17 protein-coding genes, 3 tRNA genes, 1 other RNA gene and 1 pseudogene are annotated in these 19,577 nt (G+C 23.2%); 10 read left to right on the plus strand and 12 right to left on the minus strand.

The window, feature by feature from the left end; genetic code table 11:
• Positions 1 to 2: 2 nt before the first annotated feature.
• From recR to A6P36_RS02355, 5 genes are all read right to left on the minus strand, one after another.
• Positions 3 to 602 carry a recombination mediator RecR gene (gene recR, locus A6P36_RS02335; protein ID WP_066760623.1) on the minus strand — a complete coding sequence of 200 codons (600 nt, stop codon included), beginning with the start codon at positions 600 to 602 and terminating at the stop codon, positions 3 to 5.
• 53 nt (positions 603 to 655) lie between these two features.
• Entirely contained in the window at positions 656 to 991 is a 336-nt protein-coding gene (locus A6P36_RS02340; protein ID WP_066760624.1) for a YbaB/EbfC family nucleoid-associated protein, read from the minus strand.
• Positions 992 to 1,055: 64 nt separating this feature from the next.
• Positions 1,056 to 2,546, minus strand: a complete 1,491-nt coding sequence (gene dnaX / locus A6P36_RS02345) for a DNA polymerase III subunit gamma/tau (protein WP_066760625.1) — start codon at positions 2,544 to 2,546, stop codon at positions 1,056 to 1,058.
• 74 nt (positions 2,547 to 2,620) lie between these two features.
• Positions 2,621 to 2,885, minus strand: an RNA gene (gene ffs, locus A6P36_RS02350) — signal recognition particle sRNA large type.
• Between the two features lie 4 nt (positions 2,886 to 2,889).
• Positions 2,890 to 2,979 (minus strand) — tRNA-Ser (locus A6P36_RS02355).
• A gap of 260 nt (positions 2,980 to 3,239) precedes the next feature.
• Here A6P36_RS02355 and A6P36_RS02360 point away from each other — a divergent pair.
• On the plus strand, positions 3,240 to 3,677 hold the full coding sequence (locus A6P36_RS02360; RefSeq protein WP_066760626.1) for a nucleoside deaminase: 438 nt from the start codon (positions 3,240 to 3,242) through the stop codon (positions 3,675 to 3,677).
• A gap of 14 nt (positions 3,678 to 3,691) precedes the next feature.
• Here the strand turns inward: A6P36_RS02360 and A6P36_RS02365 are convergent, their stop codons facing one another.
• The 3 genes from A6P36_RS02365 to A6P36_RS02375 all read right to left on the minus strand — a co-directional run bounded on the left by A6P36_RS02365 (position 3,692) and on the right by A6P36_RS02375 (position 5,852).
• On the minus strand, positions 3,692 to 4,954 hold the full coding sequence (locus tag A6P36_RS02365; RefSeq protein ID WP_066760627.1) for an HlyC/CorC family transporter: 1,263 nt from the start codon (positions 4,952 to 4,954) through the stop codon (positions 3,692 to 3,694).
• A gap of 158 nt (positions 4,955 to 5,112) precedes the next feature.
• A tRNA-Arg gene (locus A6P36_RS02370) sits at positions 5,113 to 5,187 on the minus strand.
• Between the two features lie 65 nt (positions 5,188 to 5,252).
• Positions 5,253 to 5,852, minus strand: a complete 600-nt coding sequence (locus A6P36_RS02375; protein WP_066760630.1) for a hypothetical protein — start codon at positions 5,850 to 5,852, stop codon at positions 5,253 to 5,255.
• A gap of 99 nt (positions 5,853 to 5,951) precedes the next feature.
• Between A6P36_RS02375 and proS the strand changes: the two genes are divergently transcribed.
• From proS to A6P36_RS02410, 8 genes and pseudogenes are all read left to right on the plus strand, one after another.
• The gene (gene proS / locus A6P36_RS02380) at positions 5,952 to 7,391 is read left to right on the plus strand and encodes a proline--tRNA ligase (protein WP_066760632.1); all 1,440 of its coding nucleotides are present in this window, start codon (positions 5,952 to 5,954) and stop codon (positions 7,389 to 7,391) included.
• 15 nt (positions 7,392 to 7,406) lie between these two features.
• Positions 7,407 to 7,892: a DUF4358 domain-containing protein gene (locus tag A6P36_RS02385; protein ID WP_066760634.1), complete on the plus strand. Its 486-nt coding sequence runs from the start codon at positions 7,407 to 7,409 to the stop codon at positions 7,890 to 7,892.
• Between the two features lie 55 nt (positions 7,893 to 7,947).
• Positions 7,948 to 9,093 carry a DUF4358 domain-containing protein gene (locus A6P36_RS02390; RefSeq protein ID WP_066760636.1) on the plus strand — a complete coding sequence of 382 codons (1,146 nt, stop codon included), beginning with the start codon at positions 7,948 to 7,950 and terminating at the stop codon, positions 9,091 to 9,093.
• Between the two features lie 14 nt (positions 9,094 to 9,107).
• Positions 9,108 to 10,481 carry an MBOAT family O-acyltransferase gene (locus A6P36_RS02395; protein ID WP_066760639.1) on the plus strand — a complete coding sequence of 458 codons (1,374 nt, stop codon included), beginning with the start codon at positions 9,108 to 9,110 and terminating at the stop codon, positions 10,479 to 10,481.
• A gap of 120 nt (positions 10,482 to 10,601) precedes the next feature.
• A pseudogene (locus A6P36_RS08335) lies at positions 10,602 to 10,742 on the plus strand (DHHW family protein); the annotation flags it as partial.
• Between the two features lie 9 nt (positions 10,743 to 10,751).
• Positions 10,752 to 11,630: a DHHW family protein gene (locus A6P36_RS02400; RefSeq protein ID WP_242861629.1), complete on the plus strand. Its 879-nt coding sequence runs from the start codon at positions 10,752 to 10,754 to the stop codon at positions 11,628 to 11,630.
• Positions 11,631 to 11,711: 81 nt separating this feature from the next.
• Positions 11,712 to 12,182 (plus strand): chromate transporter, encoded by a 471-nt coding sequence (locus A6P36_RS02405; RefSeq protein WP_242861631.1) that lies wholly within the window; start codon positions 11,712 to 11,714, stop codon positions 12,180 to 12,182.
• A 78-nt stretch (positions 12,183 to 12,260) separates the two neighbouring features.
• Positions 12,261 to 12,725 carry a chromate transporter gene (locus A6P36_RS02410; protein WP_242861632.1) on the plus strand — a complete coding sequence of 155 codons (465 nt, stop codon included), beginning with the start codon at positions 12,261 to 12,263 and terminating at the stop codon, positions 12,723 to 12,725.
• Positions 12,726 to 12,763: 38 nt separating this feature from the next.
• On the opposite strand, the gene A6P36_RS02415 is transcribed toward A6P36_RS02410, so the two are convergent.
• The 3 genes from A6P36_RS02415 to A6P36_RS02425 form a co-directional block, all read right to left on the minus strand.
• Positions 12,764 to 12,840, minus strand: a tRNA-Arg gene (locus tag A6P36_RS02415).
• A gap of 47 nt (positions 12,841 to 12,887) precedes the next feature.
• On the minus strand, positions 12,888 to 13,718 hold the full coding sequence (locus A6P36_RS02420; RefSeq protein WP_066760647.1) for a DUF1189 family protein: 831 nt from the start codon (positions 13,716 to 13,718) through the stop codon (positions 12,888 to 12,890).
• Positions 13,719 to 13,736: 18 nt separating this feature from the next.
• On the minus strand, positions 13,737 to 14,696 hold the full coding sequence (locus A6P36_RS02425) for a 3'-5' exoribonuclease YhaM family protein (protein ID WP_066760648.1): 960 nt from the start codon (positions 14,694 to 14,696) through the stop codon (positions 13,737 to 13,739).
• Positions 14,697 to 14,778: 82 nt separating this feature from the next.
• Here A6P36_RS02425 and A6P36_RS02430 point away from each other — a divergent pair, with 82 nt between their 5' ends.
• Positions 14,779 to 15,966: a CCA tRNA nucleotidyltransferase gene (locus tag A6P36_RS02430; protein ID WP_066760649.1), complete on the plus strand. Its 1,188-nt coding sequence runs from the start codon at positions 14,779 to 14,781 to the stop codon at positions 15,964 to 15,966.
• Here A6P36_RS02430 and addA read toward each other — a convergent pair.
• Positions 15,956 to 19,576 (minus strand): helicase-exonuclease AddAB subunit AddA, encoded by a 3,621-nt coding sequence (addA, locus tag A6P36_RS02435; protein WP_066760650.1) that lies wholly within the window; start codon positions 19,574 to 19,576, stop codon positions 15,956 to 15,958. The two genes, A6P36_RS02430 and addA, sit on opposite strands and share 11 nt — an antisense overlap.
• Between the last annotated feature and the right edge of the window lies 1 nt (position 19,577).

A 19,577-nucleotide genomic window follows, 5' to 3' on the forward strand; every position in this document is an offset into this window, starting at 1 on the left:
AATCATATTTTTTGTCTAAAATCTAAAGCTTTACTTAAAGTTATCTCGTCTACATACTCTAAATCACTACCTAAAGGTACTCCATATGCTAATCTTGTTATTTTTAAATTTTCACCAAATAACAATTTAGATATATACACACTTGTTGCTTCTCCCTCTAAAGTTGGACTAGTCGAAAGTATTATTTCTTGAATTTTTTCCTCTTTAATTCTTTTAATAAGATTATCTATATTTAAACTATCTGGTCCAATCCCTTTACTTGGTGAAATAACTCCATGTAAAACATGATAAACCCCATTAAAATTTCTAGTTTTTTCAAAAGCATATATATCTTTTACATCTTGTACAACACAAATAATCGAAACATCTCTAGACTTATCACTACATATAAAGCAAAATCTTTCTTCAGAAAAATTTCCGCACTTTTCACAATATTTTAAATTTATTTTACAATTTTTTATAGCATCAGAAAATTTCATAACATCTTCTAAATTTTTATTTATAACATACATACTTAAACGAACTGCTGTTTTATATCCAATTCCAGGTAATTTTGAAAATTCAGCTATAATATCTTGTAAATATTTTGGATAATCATTCATAATTTAATCTCCTATAAAATTTAAGGCACGGTACAATTTACCATGCCTTTAAACTAAAATCCCGGTATATTAAATCCACCAGTTAATTTAGACATTTCCTTATTACTTTCTTCATCAACTTTTTTATAAGCCTCATTTATACAACTTATTATCAAATCTTGAAGCATTTCAATATCTTCTGGATCAACTACCTCTGGCTTTAAATTTAATTCTAAAATTTCTTTTTTACCATTCATTTTTACAGAAATAACTCCACCTCCTGAAGTTACCTCAAATTCTTTTTCTTCCAAATTTTTCTTAGCTTCTTCCATATCCTTTTGAAGCTTTTGAGCTTGTTTTAAGAGGTTATTCATATTACCTCCACCAAATCCTCCAGGAAAACCTTTCATAAATAACTTCTCCTTATAAAATCTTAATTATTTAAATTATATATAACATTTTAGTTTTAAACAATTATTTATTTTCTATTTCAATATGATCTCCAAAAACTTTTTTAACTCTATCTTCTATAGATTCATCATTTTGCTCCATTTCTGAAAAAACTTCAAAAATTAAAGGCTTACCAAAAAAACTTTTTAAATTTTCCTCAATCTGCTTTATTGTGTTCATATTTTTTAATCTATTCATTATTCCAATAGTATTACATTTAAACAAAACTTTATCATTTTGAAAACTTTGTACACTACCATTTTGAAGTAGGGAATAAAGCACCATAAAACTTGATTTTCTTAAATAATCTAAAAAATCTTTCCAAACATTTAAATCAACCATTTCTTCGTTAGAATTAAAGTTTGGATTTTTATCTAAAACTTCTGGTTTCTCAAAATTATTTTTTATATGTTTTACTTCTGTTAAAAAACTATTTTTACAAAATTTTACCATAAACATTTCCAAATATATTCTGTATTCAATCTCACTAGAAAAACTTCTATCATTTATATCATTTATTTTATCTATTATAAAAGTTAGCTCATCTACATTTACTTTTTCACATAACAGTTTCATTTTATCAATATTTTTATTATTTTTTTCAACTAATAAATCACAATTTATTTTATCGAATTTCAAAAAAATTAAATCTCTTAAAATATTTCTAAAACTATTTATAAACCCTCTTATATCCAGACCATCTTCAAAAATTTCATTTATTAATTTAAGCCCATTATGTAAATCTTTTTCAAAAATAAATTTCAAAAGTTCAAATATAAATTCACTTGAAGTTATTCCAAGTATTTCTCTTACATTTTCAATTTTAATATTTTCTGTATAAAGCAAAACTCTTTCTAAAATACTTATAGAATCTCTCATTGAACCATTTCCCATATAAGAAATAAGTTCAAGTGATTCATTATCTATATTAATTTTTTCACTATCAGCTATGTATTTAAGTCTACTAACAATATCCTGGATTTCAATATTTTTAAATTCAAACTTTTGACATCTAGATACAACCGTTTGAGGGATTTTTTTTATTTCCGTAGTTGATAAAATAAATATAACATTTTTAGGAGGTTCCTCGAGGGTTTTAAGAAGTGCATTAAAAGCATTCATAGATAACATATGAACCTCATCTAAAATATAAACTTTATAACCTCCTACAAAATTTGAATATCTAAGCTCCTCAATTAAACTTTTAATTTGATCAACACTGTTATTAGAAGCTGCATCTAGTTCAATTACATTTAAAATGCTAGTATTTTCCTGATTACACATACTACATTCATAACAAGGATTTCCATCAGTATTATTAAGACAATTTATTGCCTTGGCAAAAATTCTAGCACAAGTAGTTTTACCTGTACCTCTAGTTCCTGAAAATAAATAAGCATGAGTAAATCTTCTACACTTAATTTGATTTTCAAGAATTTCAGATATATATTTTTGGCCATAAACATCATAAAATTTTTTGGGTCTATATTTTGTATATAAAGAATCGTTAACCATAAAAATACCCCTATACAAAAAGCATTCTACAGAAATAGAATGCTTTCAAATACTAATTATTAATTAATTTAAAGTTGTGCATCTCCCGTCGATAAATTTTCCCAAAGCGGAAGAATAAATCTTCAACTCAAATTAAGTGATTCCATATCACTTAAAAGATACTACTTACCGTTGCTATCTTCCGATCCTGGCGGGGTTTGTAGGCTTTTAATGCATGGAGCTTAACTCTCAACGAATCCAATTTACCTCAGACCTTCAGAAAAATAACCTAAGGGAGCCTTCGACTCTGCTGTAGCGGATTGCAGATACAGGGCACCGCTAGTTCCCCATCTAGCACAACAAGTGGCGGAAAGAGAGGGATTCGAACCCTCGATAGAATTTCTCCTATACATGCGTTCCAGGCATGCCTCTTAAACCACTCGAGCATCTTTCCATACATTCAGATTATATATTATACAATTTATATTTGCAACAAATAAACATTAAACATTTTTAAAAATCTAAACAACAAATAAAATAAAAAGCTTAGAATTAAATCCAAGCTTTTTAAAATATTCCTGTAACAGTCTACTTATACACCAATTGTACTATAAAATAAAAAAATATAAGTTTTAAATATAATTTTAAAATTTTATTATGTTATTTTATATGTTATATTTACAATAAAAAAATACAAAAGGAATATTTTTATCTATGAATAAATTTTTTATAAAAGAAACAATTAAGGAAGCTCTTTATTCTTATAAAATAAATGAAATTCCAGTAGGATGTATAATTACAAAAAATGATACAATTATAGCACGAGGACATAATTTAAAAGAACAAACAAACATTTCAACAAATCACGCAGAAATTATTTGCATAAATAATGCGTGTTCTTATTTAAAATCTTGGAAATTAAATAGTTTATCTATGTATGTATCATTAGAACCTTGTATAATGTGTGCAGGTGCTATTTTTGAAAGTAGAATTCAAAATTTATATATAGGAACATCAAACCCCTTTAATGGTTTTTTTTCATGTAATTATCATAAACCTAATTTAAATCTAAATATTACTTGGCTTAATAATAAAACCTGCGAACTTTTAATAAATAAATTTTTCAAAAAACTAAGAAAAGGTCATGAATAAATTCATCACCTTATTTAAACATCATTATCAAAATAAACTCTAAGACCTTTAATTCTATTTTTTCCTATGTTCTCAATTTTAAATTTAACATTATCAACTTCAACAATTTCTCCATTTTGAGGAAGTCTTCCAATTTTTTCAATTATATACCCACCAATAGTCTCAAACTCTGATTCTATATTTATACCTAACATATCATTTAACGTATCTATCTTTAAGGTTCCTACTATCAAATATTCTTTTTCATTAACTACTTGTATTTCTTTATCAACAACTTCATCATACTCATCTTCAATATCTCCAACAATTTCTTCAATTAAATCCTCAATTGTAACAAGCCCTATAGTTCCACCATACTCATCTCTTACAATTGCCATATGATTCCTTTTCTTCTTCATTTCATTAAATAAATCTCTAATTTTTTTATACTCATGAGTTGAATGAACATCTCTTATATATTTATCAATTACAAAATCATCTTCTTTATCTATAAAAAACAAATCTTTTATATTAATAACTCCAATAATATTATCTATATTATCTTTATAAACAGGTACTCTTGAAAATCTCTCGGTTTTAAAAACAGAAACAATCTCATCATAAGTTGAATTTTTAGATAGTGTTATCATATCAACTCTTGGGATCATAACATCTTTTACCTTTAGATCTCCAAACTCAAAAACATTATATATAAGCTTCTTATCTTCTACCTCTAAAACTCCTTCTTCTTGACTAAAACTAACTATAGATTTAAGCTCTTCTTCAGTAATGTTTGTGTGTAATCCTTGTTCTTTTATACCAAGTATTAACATTATAAATTTAGATATTTTGGAAAATATAAACACAATAGGTTTAAGTAATACAAGAACTAATTTCAATGGTTTATATAATGCAAATGCAAGTTTTTCAGCCTTAATTACAGCAATAGTCTTAGGAGTAATCTCCCCAAAAATTAAAATAACTATAGTCAAAACCAAAGTTGACACAGAAGTAGCAACAGCTGTACCAAATCTATCAAGTAAATTTATAAAAATAACTGTAGAAACAGAGGAAGCTAAAATGTTTACAATATTATTACAAACTAGTATTGTACTCAAAGTTTCACTAGGATTATCAGTAATTTCCTGAATTTCCTTAGATCCCTTAACTCCATCTTCAACCAATTGTTTAATTTTAATTTTGTTTAAAGACATAAGCGCTGTCTCAGCAGCTGAAAAAAAACCTGAAAGTAAAATTAGAAATACTAAAAATACCACAAGCCAACCATTCGATTCCAAAAAATAACCACTCCTAAAAATAATCTTGTATAAATCTTTAATTCATACTCTCATCTCATATTATAATATTTTATTTTTTATAATACAAATTCTTTAATACATAAATATTTTTAAATTAAAAAAAATAGTGTCACATAAAACATATGACACTATCTAACTGGCACTCTCAACAGGAATCGAACCTGTATCTACTCCTTAGGAGGGAGCTATTCTATCCATTAAACTATGAGAGCAAATAAATACAACAAACCACACACTAATTCTATTAAATTTTAATAATATTGTCAAACAATATAAATTATATATATTCTTTTAAATATTTGAAAATATTTTTGTGAAAACCACTTTTTACCAATCCATAATTTTTAAACTTAACATAAATTTCTTCAAAATCTTCTATGCAAAATAAAAAAGAATTTATGTTTCTAAGTCTAATATTTTTAATGTACTCATCATTTATCTTCAATCTATCAAAGTTATTAATAATTACTATATTACTTCCTATTTTGTTCAATCTATACTTCAAAACTCTAGAAATATGTTTCGAATTTATTATATCAATTATTGATGTAATAAACAAACTGTTTTTAAACTCATGACTTCCTATTAGTTTATATATATTTTTTAGAGATAAATAATCCCCTTCTATTAAAACTCTGTGTGGTTTATACATATTTATCAAGTAATTAAGTTTTTTTTCATTTATTTCAAAAATTGAGTTAAACATTTTAACTTTTATATATACATTTTTAAACTTGTTTTCTAATTTAGTATTTCCATTCCCAACTATTATTAAAAGTATTCTCTCTTCTTTAACATTAGTTATTTCCAAATACGTATTTAAAAATAATGTTTTTCCACTATGATTTAATCCCATTATTATTTCAACTTCACTCATAAAACCTCAATAAATATAATTATTCCCAAAAATATATATTGATGTTATAATTTATTTATTACAGAAGATTCTTTAAATAAGTTTATAGGAGTTTAAATAATGAAAAACGAAAAAAAATTAGTCAAAGAAATTACCTCAATGAATGATGATTTTGCTAAATGGTATACAGATATAGTTAAAAAATCTGAACTTGTTGAGTACTCAAGCGTAAAAGGATGTATGATAATTCGCCCTTATGGATACAAAATTTGGGAAAATATACAAAATTACTTAGATAAAAAATTCAAAGAAACTGGTCATGAAAATGTATATATGCCTATGTTTATACCTGAATCTTTACTAAAAAAAGAAAGTGACCATGTAGAAGGATTTTCCCCAGAAGTTGCATGGATAACTCATGGTGGAAATGAACCTTTAAATGAAAGACTTTGTGTTAGACCAACTTCTGAAACTTTATTTTGTGAACACTATTCAAACATAATTGAATCTTACAAAGATTTACCTAAACTTTATAACCAGTGGTGTTCTGTTGTAAGATGGGAAAAATCTACTAGACCTTTTCTAAGAACAACAGAATTTTTATGGCAAGAAGGTCACACAGCCCATGAAACAGAAGATGAAGCTATAAAAGAAGCTTTAAAAATGTTAGATGTTTATGGAGATTTTTGTGAAAATGTATTGGCAATTCCTGTTATTAAAGGTAAAAAAACCCAAAAAGAAAAATTTGCAGGTACAAAAGATACATATACAATTGAAAGTATGATGCATGATGGAAAAGCATTGCAAAGTGGAACAACTCATAATTTTTCAGATATTTTTTCTAAAGCATTTAATATAACTTTTTCTGATAAAGATGGACTTCGGAAAAATGTTTTTCAAACTTCATGGGGAGTTTCTACTCGTTTGATTGGGGCAATAATTATGGTTCATGGTGATGATAGAGGACTTTGTCTTCCTCCTAGAATAGCTCCTATTGAAGTTATGCTAATTCCTATAAATACTAAAAATGAAGATGTCATGGAAAAAATTTCATCAATTTATGATTCTTTAAAAAATAATTTTAAGTGTAAACTTGATACATCAAGTAAATCTGCTGGTTGGAAATTTAATGAATACGACATGAAAGGTGTTCCTGTAAGACTTGAGCTTGGAGCAAGAGATTTGGAAAATAACTCTATTACACTTTATAGAAGAGATACTGGTGAGAAAAAAGTTATATCTCTTGATTTAAATTTAGAACATATTATAAAAGAAACTTTAAACTCAATCCATGAAAATTTATTTAACAAAGCATTAAACAAAAGAAATGAAAAAACTTATTCTGCTAAAACAATGGATGAATTTAAAGAGATATACAAAACTAAAGATGGATTTACAAAAGTTATGCTTTGTAGTAATCCTGAATGTGAATTAAAAATTAAAGAAGAAATTGGAGTTTCTTCAAGATGCATTCCATTTGTTCAAACCAAAATAACAAATACATGTATTTGTTGCAATAAACCAACAGATACTATGGTTATATTTGGAAAATCTTATTAGAATTGAGGCTTTTTAGTGAAATTTTTTAAATATATATTTGTTGTTTTTATAATTAGTTTTTTTACTTCATGTATTAATACTGATTATTTAAATACAACTTCCAACTCGAATACCGTAAATTTATCATCAAATGAAATATTTAACACCATAACTAAAGAATTATCACTTCCTAATTTTAAAAGTTTAAATGAAAATGAACTTCTAGACTTATATGCTATTGATCCAAAAATTTTATTAGATTATGTAGCAAATATACCAAACGATAATATTTCAGGTACAGAAATTTCTATATTTAGATTAAAAGATAAATCAAATACTACTGAAGTTGTTTTAGGTATTGAAAGAAGAATCGAAGAATTAAGAAATGATTTTATGATTAACAAACAAAGTGAATACGACTTAATTAAAAACCCTTATATTAAAGTTTTTGATAACTATGTTGTATTTGCATTACATAAAAATACAGACACAATAGATAAAATTTTAAACGAGATATTTTAAATTTAACCGGAGGATATTTTATATATTCTCCTTGTATTTTATTTAGGAGGTTTATATGAATAAATTAAATAAACTATACGTTACAATTTCTTCTCTACTTTTAATTAGTTTAACTTCTTGTACAAATTCAAATAACAAAAATTCCACTTCTCCTGAAGATACAGAACAAAATATATATACAAGTACAAGAACAATATCAGAAAATGATACTGTAAACATTATTAATGAAGATTTTTCTTCAAAAACATATGACCATACTTCAGGTGTTTCTACATATCCTCCAATTGGAGAAATTAAAGAAAATGAAGAAATTTCTAGTGATACTAATCAAAATGAAACCTTATTTACATTAAAAGATGTTCAGCAAATTACTAATGATTTAGCTAATGAATACAATTCTCACCTAGAAGCCACATCGAGTGAATACGAAAATTATATAAGTGCTCTAACTGAAGATTACGTAGCACTTGAAAATGATTATATTGGACTTTTAAATGATATTTCAAGTATTATTGATCTTTCTGAACCTGAAATTGAAAACAATAACACAAATACATCTGAACAGCCTGAAAATTCTGAGAATATTTCTCAAAATACAACAAATAAAGAAGATAGTTCTCAAAATACAAATAATGAAAATAATTTTGAAGAAAAACCTGAAAATATTCCTCAGACAAGAGAAGAAGAGGTTGATCTTATATATAACAAAGCTTTAGATACTGCTTCTAAAAACCTTGATGAATTCGAACCAATACAAGGACAAGCTCCAAATGTTACAAATGAACAAATTAACAATTCAACTGAAACTCCTCAAAATAATGAATCTGAAAAAATAGACGCAGAAACTATTTTTCAAATAATAAAAGAAAATGTTTCACTTCCTAGTTATTCAAATAAAGATATTAATTTTTTAACAACTAACTATAATTTAACCTCAGATAAAGTTAATGATTTTAAATTAGTATCATCGGATTCTTCTCAAAATTTCTTTGAAATGCTAATAATAAAAACATCTAACATAAGCGAAGAAGATTTAATAAATAAAATACAATTAAGAGTTGATAACATTTTAAATAATATTTCAGAAATTGATAATACTAATATTAATGATAAACTACTTTTAATTAATATTGATGATTACATATTATTTTGTTTTTCAGATATAAGTATGGATATATTAAATTTTCTTGAAAGTATATAAAGGATGAATATTAAATGGTTTTTTCTAGTTTACTATTTCTCTTTTTTTTCCTACCTCTGGTTTTAATAATCTATTATATATCTCCAAAAAATATTAGACTTGCTATATTATTCATAGCAAGTTTAATATTTTATGCTTGGGGTGAACCAGTATATATTATCTTAATAATATTTTCAACACTTGTAGATTATTGTATTGGTTTTCTCATATATAAATTTTCCAATTCAAAATTCAAAAAAATATTTCTTTTAATTGTTTCAGTAACAATAAATTTATCTTTATTGGGTTTCTTTAAATACTCAAACTTTCTTATAAATATCATCAATTATATTTTTAAAACTAATTTTAATATGCTTGATATTTCTTTACCTATTGGAATTTCTTTCTACACTTTTCAAACATTATCATACACAATAGATATTTTTAGAAATAAATTTAAACCTCAAAAAAACATTATAGCATTTGGTGCATATGTATCTTTATTTCCTCAATTAATAGCAGGTCCAATAGTTACATATGAAAGTGTAGAAAATGATATAAACAATAAAAATCGTGAAAATATTTTGAAATTCAATGAAGGTGTTTGTAGATTCATTGAAGGTTTATCAAAAAAAATAATACTAGCAAATAATTTAGGGTATTTATTTGAAACTTTAAAATCTTCTGATTTAACAACTATGTCTACAATGACATCATGGCTTTGTATATTATCATATTTTTTTCAAATATATTTTGACTTCAGTGGATACTCTGATATGGCAATAGGACTTGGAAAAATGTTCGGTTTTAATTTTAATGAAAATTTTAATTATCCCTACATTTCAAGAAGTATATCAGAATTTTGGAGAAGGTGGCATATATCTCTTGGAAGTTGGTTTAAAAACTATTTATATATACCTTTAGGTGGTAATAAAGTAAAATTCAAATATTTAAACTTATTAATCGTTTGGATATTTACAGGACTTTGGCATGGTGCTAACTTAAATTTTTTACTTTGGGGACTATACTTTTTTATAATAATAATGATCGAAAAATTATTTTTAATTAAATATTTAAACAAGTACAATATACTATCTAGAATATATACTTTATTTTTAATTTTAATTGGTTGGTGTATTTTTGTATTTGAAGATATAAATTATTTAATTTTATTTTTGAAAAAAATGTTTTCAGTTAATTTATTTATAGATAATTATTTCCTATACTATTTTAAAAATTTTTTATTATATATTTTAATTGCATGTTTATTTTCTACTCCTATTATGAAAAACCTAAAACTAAAACTTCCCCAATTTATATCAAATACATTTTTAATTTTAATTTTTATAATAAGTATATCTTTTATAGTTAATTCTTCATTTAACCCATTTTTATATTTCAGATTTTAAAAATTTAGGAGGTGGATATCTATTTTTAATAAAAAATATTTTATAACATACCTATTCTTATTAATAATTTTTTTATTTCCAATACTTCATATAACAATTAAAGACAATGATTTTTCATTAATTGAAAATAGATATTTAGAAAAATTTCCAAAATTTACTTTAGATAATTTTTTATCAGGAAATTTTTCTGAAAAATTAAATAACTATCTTGAAGACCACTTTCCTTTTAGAAATCAATTTGTATCTTTAAATTCTTATTTTGAAATTATTATGGGAAGAAACGATATTAATGAAGTGTATTTAGCTAAAAATAACTACTTAATTGACATGTTTAACAAAATAGATTTAAATATTACAGATAGAAATATTAATCTAATAAATAAATTCTCCAAAAATATGAATGTAAGCCTTATGCTAATTCCTACTTCTACGGAAGTTTTAAAAGATTATCTTCCAAAATTTTCTGTAAACATAAATCAAGAAGAATATTTAAATTATGTAGAAACCAATCTTAATAAAAATATTAACTTTATTAATCCCTTGCATATTTTAAAATCTAAAAAAAATGAGTATATCTACTACCGTACAGATCATCATTATACAACCTTCGGTGCATACTACTCTTACTTAAAATTTTGTGAATCTTATAACTTAACTCCTCTTAAAATAAATGACTTTAAAATAACACAAATATCAAATGATTTTTTAGGATCACTTTTTTCAAATGTTAATCTAAATCACCAAAAAAAAGACTCTGTATACATTTTTGAACCATTAACCAAAAATGATTTAACAGTTTATTACGGTGACAGAGTAACAAACTCCCTTTACGAATTTTCACATTTACAAAATAATAGAAGTCACTATAATATTTTTTTAGATAACAATCATCCTTTAATTAAAATAAAAACATCTATAAAAAATGGTAAAAATATAGTAGTTATAAAAGATTCTTATGCAAATTCTTTCATACCATTTTTAACAAAAAATTTTGAGGAAATACATGTAATAGATTTACGATTTTACAATTCAAATATAAATGCTTACTTAAATGAAAATAATTTAAAAGATATACTATTTTTTTATAATGTTAAAAACTTTTCAGAAGAAAACAATTTAATTTTTATAAACAAATTAGAGGAGGATTAATTTTTGAAAAACAAAAATTTAATAATTCTTTTTAATACATTTTTTAAAATTGGTTTGTTTACTTTCGGTGGAGGATATTCTATGATACCTTTTATTGAAAAGGAGATAACTCAAAAACATAAATTCATTACATCAGATGAACTTTTAGATATTTTTTCAATTTCGGAATGTACTCCCGGTCCAATCTCTATAAATTGTGCAACTTTTATTGGATATAAAGTTTGTGGTTTTTTAGGTTCTTTAATATCAACCCTTGGAATTGTATTACCATCATTTATTATAATTTTAATTCTTTCATTATTTTTTAATTCCCTAAAAGAGTTTTCAATAATAGTTAAATTTTTACAAGGAATTAAAGTCGGTGTTGTTATACTTTTAATTTCTTCAATTATAAAAATAAATTCCAAATCACAAAAATCAAAATCCTATTATGTAATAATATTTTCAGTCCTTTTGTTATGCCTCTTAACAAACATTAGTACTATAACAATTTTATTTTCTTCAATACTTCTATACTCTTTGATATTTACCATAAAACAAAAAAGGAGATAAAACAACTTGAATATATTCTTTACATTATTTATAACATTTTTCAAAATCGGTCTTTTTACAATAGGTGGAGGATATGCCATGATTCCTCTAATAAAAGAATATATTTTTAAATATTCATGGGCCACCAATGAAGAACTTTTAGAATTTATTGCAATTTCTGAATCAACTCCTGGACCATTTGCAATTAATATTAGTACATTTATTGGTTTTAAAACTGGAGGATTTTTAGGAGCTCTCCTATCAACTCTCGGGGTTGTATTACCTTCATTTATAATTATTTTAATAATCATAAAATTCTTAAACAAATTCAAAAAAAATAAAACATTACAATATGTTTTACAAAATTTAAGACCAATTATTTTATCTCTTTTAATTTACTCTGTATTAACTATATCTTTTAAAGTATTCTTTAAAGACAACATTATAAATTTAAAACACATTTTTATATTCTTAATATTATCAATATTAAATTTAAATTTTAAATTTTCTCCAATAAAACTTATTTTAATTTCTGGTTTTCTAGGGGTTTTATTATTAAATTAAAAAAAGAGCTTTTATTTTAAAAATAAAAGCTCCTTTTTTGGTGCACAGGAGAGGATTCGAACCCCCGACCAACTGGTTCGTAGCCAGCTACTCTATCCAACTGAGCTACCTGTGCACATCAATTACATTCTACCAAATCAATGAAATTTTTTCAATTAGTTTTTATCTTCTATTATTTAAACTTTTCTTGATTTTATCTTTTTTAATTGAAAATATACTTATTAAAAATACCATTAATGTTAAAAACTCAAGTATATGTGATGGGAACAATACACTAACATTATTAAATTTAGCTATTATCTCAAATATAGAAATTATTAAAAATGGAATTCCTTGAGCAAACAAAATCATTTTATAAACCTGACTAAATTTCACTTTAAATCTAGTAATAATTGAACAAAAAAATGCAAAGAATGAAGTTAGAAATGCAAGAAAGAAAAAATTAAATATCATAAATAATGGTAAAATTACATACACCAAATATTTAAAAGTGTTTGTAATTGAATCTATAAACATAAATATTATATCTTTATTAAGTACACTATCTTTAACAACTAAATCAATCATTGAAAAATCAGAATACTTAATCTCAAATTCTTTAAGGTTATTTTTTAAAATAAAAGAATTCTTTAGTAAAACAACTGAAGTTTTATAATTATCGTATTCACTAAATTCATTTATATTAAATTCTTCCCTAGTATCTCCTATTAATAAAAAATCTCCACTTTTAAATATAACAGGTGAATTTTGTATATGAAGTGTGCCATTTGAATAACTAATATCTTCAAATATTTCATATTTACTTTTATTAAAATCATTTAAAATTTTTATATCTCTATTTAAAAAAAGAACATAAAATAAACTTATTAAAAAAACAAACAACACTCTATTTAAGGTAACTTTTAAAAAAGGCATATCAATAAATTTTCCATAGGATTTAAAATCAAAAGCTGATATACGCAGTGTTTCAAAAAAACCTAATTCCTTTTTCAAAAAAATCACACTCCTAATTTAAAATTTAGGTTTATATACTTTTCTATTATTAAGTGAAAAAATCCTCTCAGAAAAATTCCCCTCATCTACTCCATCTAAAATCTTTTTCATATCATACATTCTAGCATCTATTACATCTATATAATGAAGAAGTTCCGCTTCAATTATCATAGGTTTAATTGGACTTCCATACTCAGGTTCATAATGATGAGAAAGAATCATATGTTGAAGAAGCATTCTAATTTCACTAGAAGCCCCAACCTTACTAGACACCCTGTCTACCAAAGTAATACCTTGTATTAAATGAGAAAGTAGTTGTCCTTCAACTGTATATGTACTTACTATTCCTAATTCACTAGAATTCATCTCTTCGGTTTTTTCAATATCATGGAGTATTATTCCTGCAAAAAGTAATTCTTTATTCACAATGGAGTATAGTTCACATATTTTCTCTCCAAGCTTTATCATACTTAAAATATGATATAAAAGCCCTCCTTTTATTGAATGGTGATTACTTTTAGCTGCTGGATAATACAAAAGTTTTTCCTTTTTAATACTGAGTATTTCAAGTAAAATATTTCTTATATCATCATTTTTAAAAGATGAAACAATTTTATGAAGTTCATTAAACATTTCATTTGAATCAATTGGAGCGCACTTAACGTAATCGGAAATATTTATATTTTCTCTATCAAAATCATTTGAAATACTCTCAAGCTTAAGTTGCATAATACTTTGCCAACTTAACACGCAACCTTTTACACAAACTAAAGTATTTTCTACAAACTCATTATTATTAAAATCCTCTTTTAAATCCCATAACTTTGCATTAATATCACCTGTTTTATCTGAAAGAGTAATATCTAAATATTTTTTATTATTAGAATTAGTAATTTTAACAGCTATACTTTTTATAAGATATACTCCCTTTATTCTCTGACCAACTTTAAAATCTTTTATATTTACATACTCTAACATTAAACACCTCAATTATGTAATAAATACCTACTCTAAATTATTTTATATAAAAATGAAAGGAATTACAATTATAATAATTAATATGAATATTTTTTTACCTAAACAAATAAAAAAAATAATTAAAATTTTTGAAGATAATAATTTTAAATGTTACGTAGTTGGTGGCGCTATTCGTGATAGTTTACTTAATTTAACACCAAATGAATTTGATATATCCACAAATGCTCTTCCTTGTAATATAAAATCCTTATTTAAAAAAGTTATAACTATTGGAGAAACTTATGGGTGTATTAAAATATTTTTTGAAAACACATGGTTTGAAATAACAACTTTTAGAATTGAAAATAATTACACAGACTTTCGGCATGCAAAATTTATAAAATTTATAAACTCTCCTAAATTAGACGCATTAAGAAGAGACTTTACTATAAACTCAATTTACTTTAATGGAAAATCCTTAATAGATCCTTTTAATGGAATAGAGGATTTAAATAAAAAAATCATACGTTTAATAGGAGATAAAAATTTAAAATTTTATGAAGATCCTTTAAGAATCCTCCGTGCTTTAAAATTTAAATCAAAACTTAATTTTAAAATAGAATTTTTAACACTACTTTCTTTAAAAAACAATTTTTATTTAATAAAACACCTAAGTAAATACAGAATACATGAAGAATTACATAAAATATTTGAAAATTTATATTCTTATGATTCTATGAAAATTTTTTCAATACTAAATGGATTTCAAATTATTTTAAACTCTAAATTTAAAATTTTTAACTTTGAAAAAATACTTAAACTAACAAATAAATTTCATATAAGACTTTTTTGTATACTATATTTTCATTCTGACATAAATAAACTTTTAATTCCTGAGATACTAAAAAATCATTTAAATTTTAATAAAACAGAATTATACGAAATTAATTTAATTTTTAAAATTCTTCAGGAAAAACTTTTTGAAAATAACAAAGGTTTTATTAAATTTTTAATTTTCAATTATGATTATAATTCTACTTTTTTTATATTAAATGTATTAAATACTTACATACCTTCATGTACAGATATTTTAAATAAATTTTTTAAAATCAAATGGGGTTATGAACCTATAAAAATAAAACATTTAAATATACAATTAAGAAAGATTTTAAAAAACAAAAAAAATGTTACCAAATACAATAAATATTTGATAACACTTGTTCATATAAATCCAAAATTAAACAAAAGAGATTTATTAATTCATTTATTAAAAAATAAATTTAAATTCTAATTTCTTCTGATATTTCAAAAGAATATATATATTTTTCCTTAACTTCTTTTTTAAATATTTTTTCAAGTGCAAGTTTATAATACTTAAGTTGTTCTTTATATTTTAAAGGAATTTGTTTATTATTTTTAAAAATCATTTTGTCTGTTTTATAGTCTACTAAAATTAATTTATCATCTTCAAAGAAAAATAAATCTATTATACCTTGAATTCTAATACTTTCATTTTTACATATTTTATCAACTTTATGTTTCATTAAAAACTCAAATTCTCTATAAATTTTATTTTTGTTATCATTTAAACATTTAATTAATCTAATTCCAAGATTAGTGTTAAAAAATTTTAATATTTTATGAGGATTTAAATAATTTAAATCTTCATTTTCTAATATTTGAGTATTTATCATTCTATTTATTTCACTATTTATATAATCAATATCTATTTTAGATTTTAATTCCATATTTTGCATAAACAAATGATATAAATTACCTATATCAATACTTGTATAAATTTTTTTATTATCCTCATTTAAAAAATTCGGCTTTTTAAAAAATACATTTACATCATTCTTATGTTCATATGATAAAATTTCTGAAACTGAAACATTCATTGGAGTATCTATAACATCTTGAAATTTATAGTTAAAATTCAAAATTTCTTCAACTTCCTTTAAATACTTTGAATCTCCATTTAAAATATTTTTAAAATCATTAATATCACTTACTTTTAACTCTTTATCTTCACTAATTAAATCCATAGAATTAAAAATTTCAATAAAAACTTCACACTGATTTTCTAAAACTTTAAAATCCTGTTTTTCACTTTTATCTCTAAAATAGTTTCCCTCTTTATGGCTCATTAAAGCATTACATATAAAATCTAAATAACTTTTACATTTATAAAGATCATAAACTCTTTTAAAAACCCTCTCATCTTTATAAGTTCCTGTTATAAATAATTTTTCCTTAGCTCTAGTAAGTGCAACATATAAAATTCTTAATTCTTCAGAAACAATACTTCTTTTTAATTTGTGTTTAATAGCTATTTTTATTAAACTATCTATCTCTAAATTATTTTCATAATCTATATAATTAATTCCAATTCCTATTTCATCATCTAAAACAATAGGAGAATTTAAATTTTTCATATTAAATGAACTTGAGGTATTACAAAGAATTACAACTGGAAATTCCAGTCCTTTACTTTTGTGAATACTCATAATTCTAACTACATTTTCATTTTTAGAAATATTTTTAGGAACTAATATATCATCTCCAGATTTCTTAGAATTTTTTAAATATTCTATAAAATTAAATAATCCTGAAAAACTAGCTATTCTAAATTCTTTTGCTTTATTAAATATAAGTTTTAAATTATTTTGACGATTTAATCCATCATCTTTAATAGATACATTAAAATAATAATTAGTATCTACATACAAATACCATATAAAATCATCAATTTTCATAAAAAGAGATTTTTCTCTATACTCATTTACTTTATGTAAAAAATTTTTGCATTTATTATATAAATCAAAAAACTCTTCATAATTTAAAAAGAACTCTTCATTTAAATAAAATTTTTCATTATCATTTACATTAAAATCACAAACAAATTTAATGTTATTATATAAATAATCTTCATTATTTATAATTCTTAAATATGCTAAATCATTTTCAGAAAATTTAAAAATATCACTTCTTAAAATAGTTAACAAATCAATATCATCTAATGGATTATCAATAACTTTTAATAAGCTAACAACAACCATAACCTCTATTGAATCAAAAAACGTATCTCCCCCATCAAAATAAACAGGTATATTATTTTTAAGTAAAACTTCTTCTAATGTAGAAGACTTTATAGAAGCTTTAACATTTCTCATTAAAATTACTATATCTCTATATTCAATTTTTCTATATTGTTTTATATCCTTATCAAAAATTTTGTGTTCAATATCATTTGAGGAGATTAAATCTTTTATGTACTTAACAATTAAATTACATTCTCCTTCATCTATCTCATCTATTATAACCTCATTTTCATTTAACTCTTTAAAATCTTTACCCTCTTTAAGTACAACTCCAAGTTTCACTTCTCCAAAATAAGATTCACCATTTTCTTTAGATGTTTCATAATCACCCATATAATTTAAATGCTCTTCTTCTGTATACTCTATATCCGAAATATCTTTAACCATTACATTTCTAAAAATATAATTAATAAACTCTATTATCTCTTTTCTACTTCTGTAGTTATCATAAAGTAAAATTTTATTTTCTCTATCATTACATTCATTTAAAGAATTCACTTTGTTAAAAAGCTTATATTTTTTATGAAATAAATCTACCTTAGCTCCTCTAAAAGAATATATACTTTGTTTAATATCTCCAACCATAAATACATTTGGTTCATCATGTCTTTTTATTTTATTAATCAAATGTTCTTGAATATAGTTTGTATCTTGATACTCATCTATAAAAATATATTTAAACTTATTTCTAAAGCTCTCTGACACAAATTTATCTTCTAAAAGTTTTAAAGTTAAATGCTCCATATCATTAAAATCTATTAAATTTTGATTTCTTTTCTTTGAATCAAATACATTTTTAAACTCATATACAACTTCAATAAGCGTATTAATTACTTTATATAATTCTTTTATATTACTTCTTACTACTTCTTCTCCATTAAAAAATATATCTTTTTTAAAAGTTTCAAATACTTTTTTAAGTTTTACTCTATAATCTTTATACTCCTCAAAATCATCACCTAATTTTGATGGAAATCTTAAAAATTTAACTTCTTCTAAAAATTTACTACATTCTTTATATCCCTTATTTATTTTATAAATAAATTCCTCAACTATGGATATATCATTCGAAATAACCTCATATACTTTTTCTTCTCTATTTATTAATTCTATAAAATTAAGAGCATAATTTTTAAATTCTAAAATCTGAAAAATACACTCATTTTTCAAAATATTTCCCCAAAAAGTATTTAATATTTCTTCATTATCATTTAATTTATATGTATTTAAGATTTCTTCTTTAAACTCATCCATATTAGGCTTTGTTTGTATAAAATTATAAATCAAAATTATAAATTCTCTTAATTTTTCATCTGAATATTTACCACCGTATTTATTTACAAGAGATATAAATTCTTCATGATTTTTCTCATAATAACTTAGAAAAACTTCCTCAATTACCTCATTTATTAAAATTTTTCTTTGACTATCTTTTAGTATTTTTAAATTCCCACTTAAATTTAATTTATAATAATTATTTTTCAAAATTTCTAAGCAAAAAGCATGAAATGTTTGAATATTAGCATTTGATATTAAAAACATTTGCTCTTCTAACAAGCTTTTATTTTCATCATTTATTTTACTTTCAATAACATTTAAAATTCTTTCACTCATTTCAGAAGCTGCAGCATTTGTAAATGTAATAATTAAAATTTCATCAATAGATACTCCATGATTTAAAATTAAATTTATTATTCTTTCAACTAATACTGCTGTTTTTCCTGATCCAGCTGAAGCTGAAACTAATAAATCTCCCTTAATTAAATTTATAATGTTTTCCTGATTAAAACTCCAATTCACA

Origin of the sequence: Candidatus Arthromitus sp. SFB-turkey (assembly GCF_001655775.1) — a bacterium.
Lineage (GTDB): Bacteria > Bacillota > Clostridia > Clostridiales > Clostridiaceae > Dwaynesavagella > Dwaynesavagella gallinarum.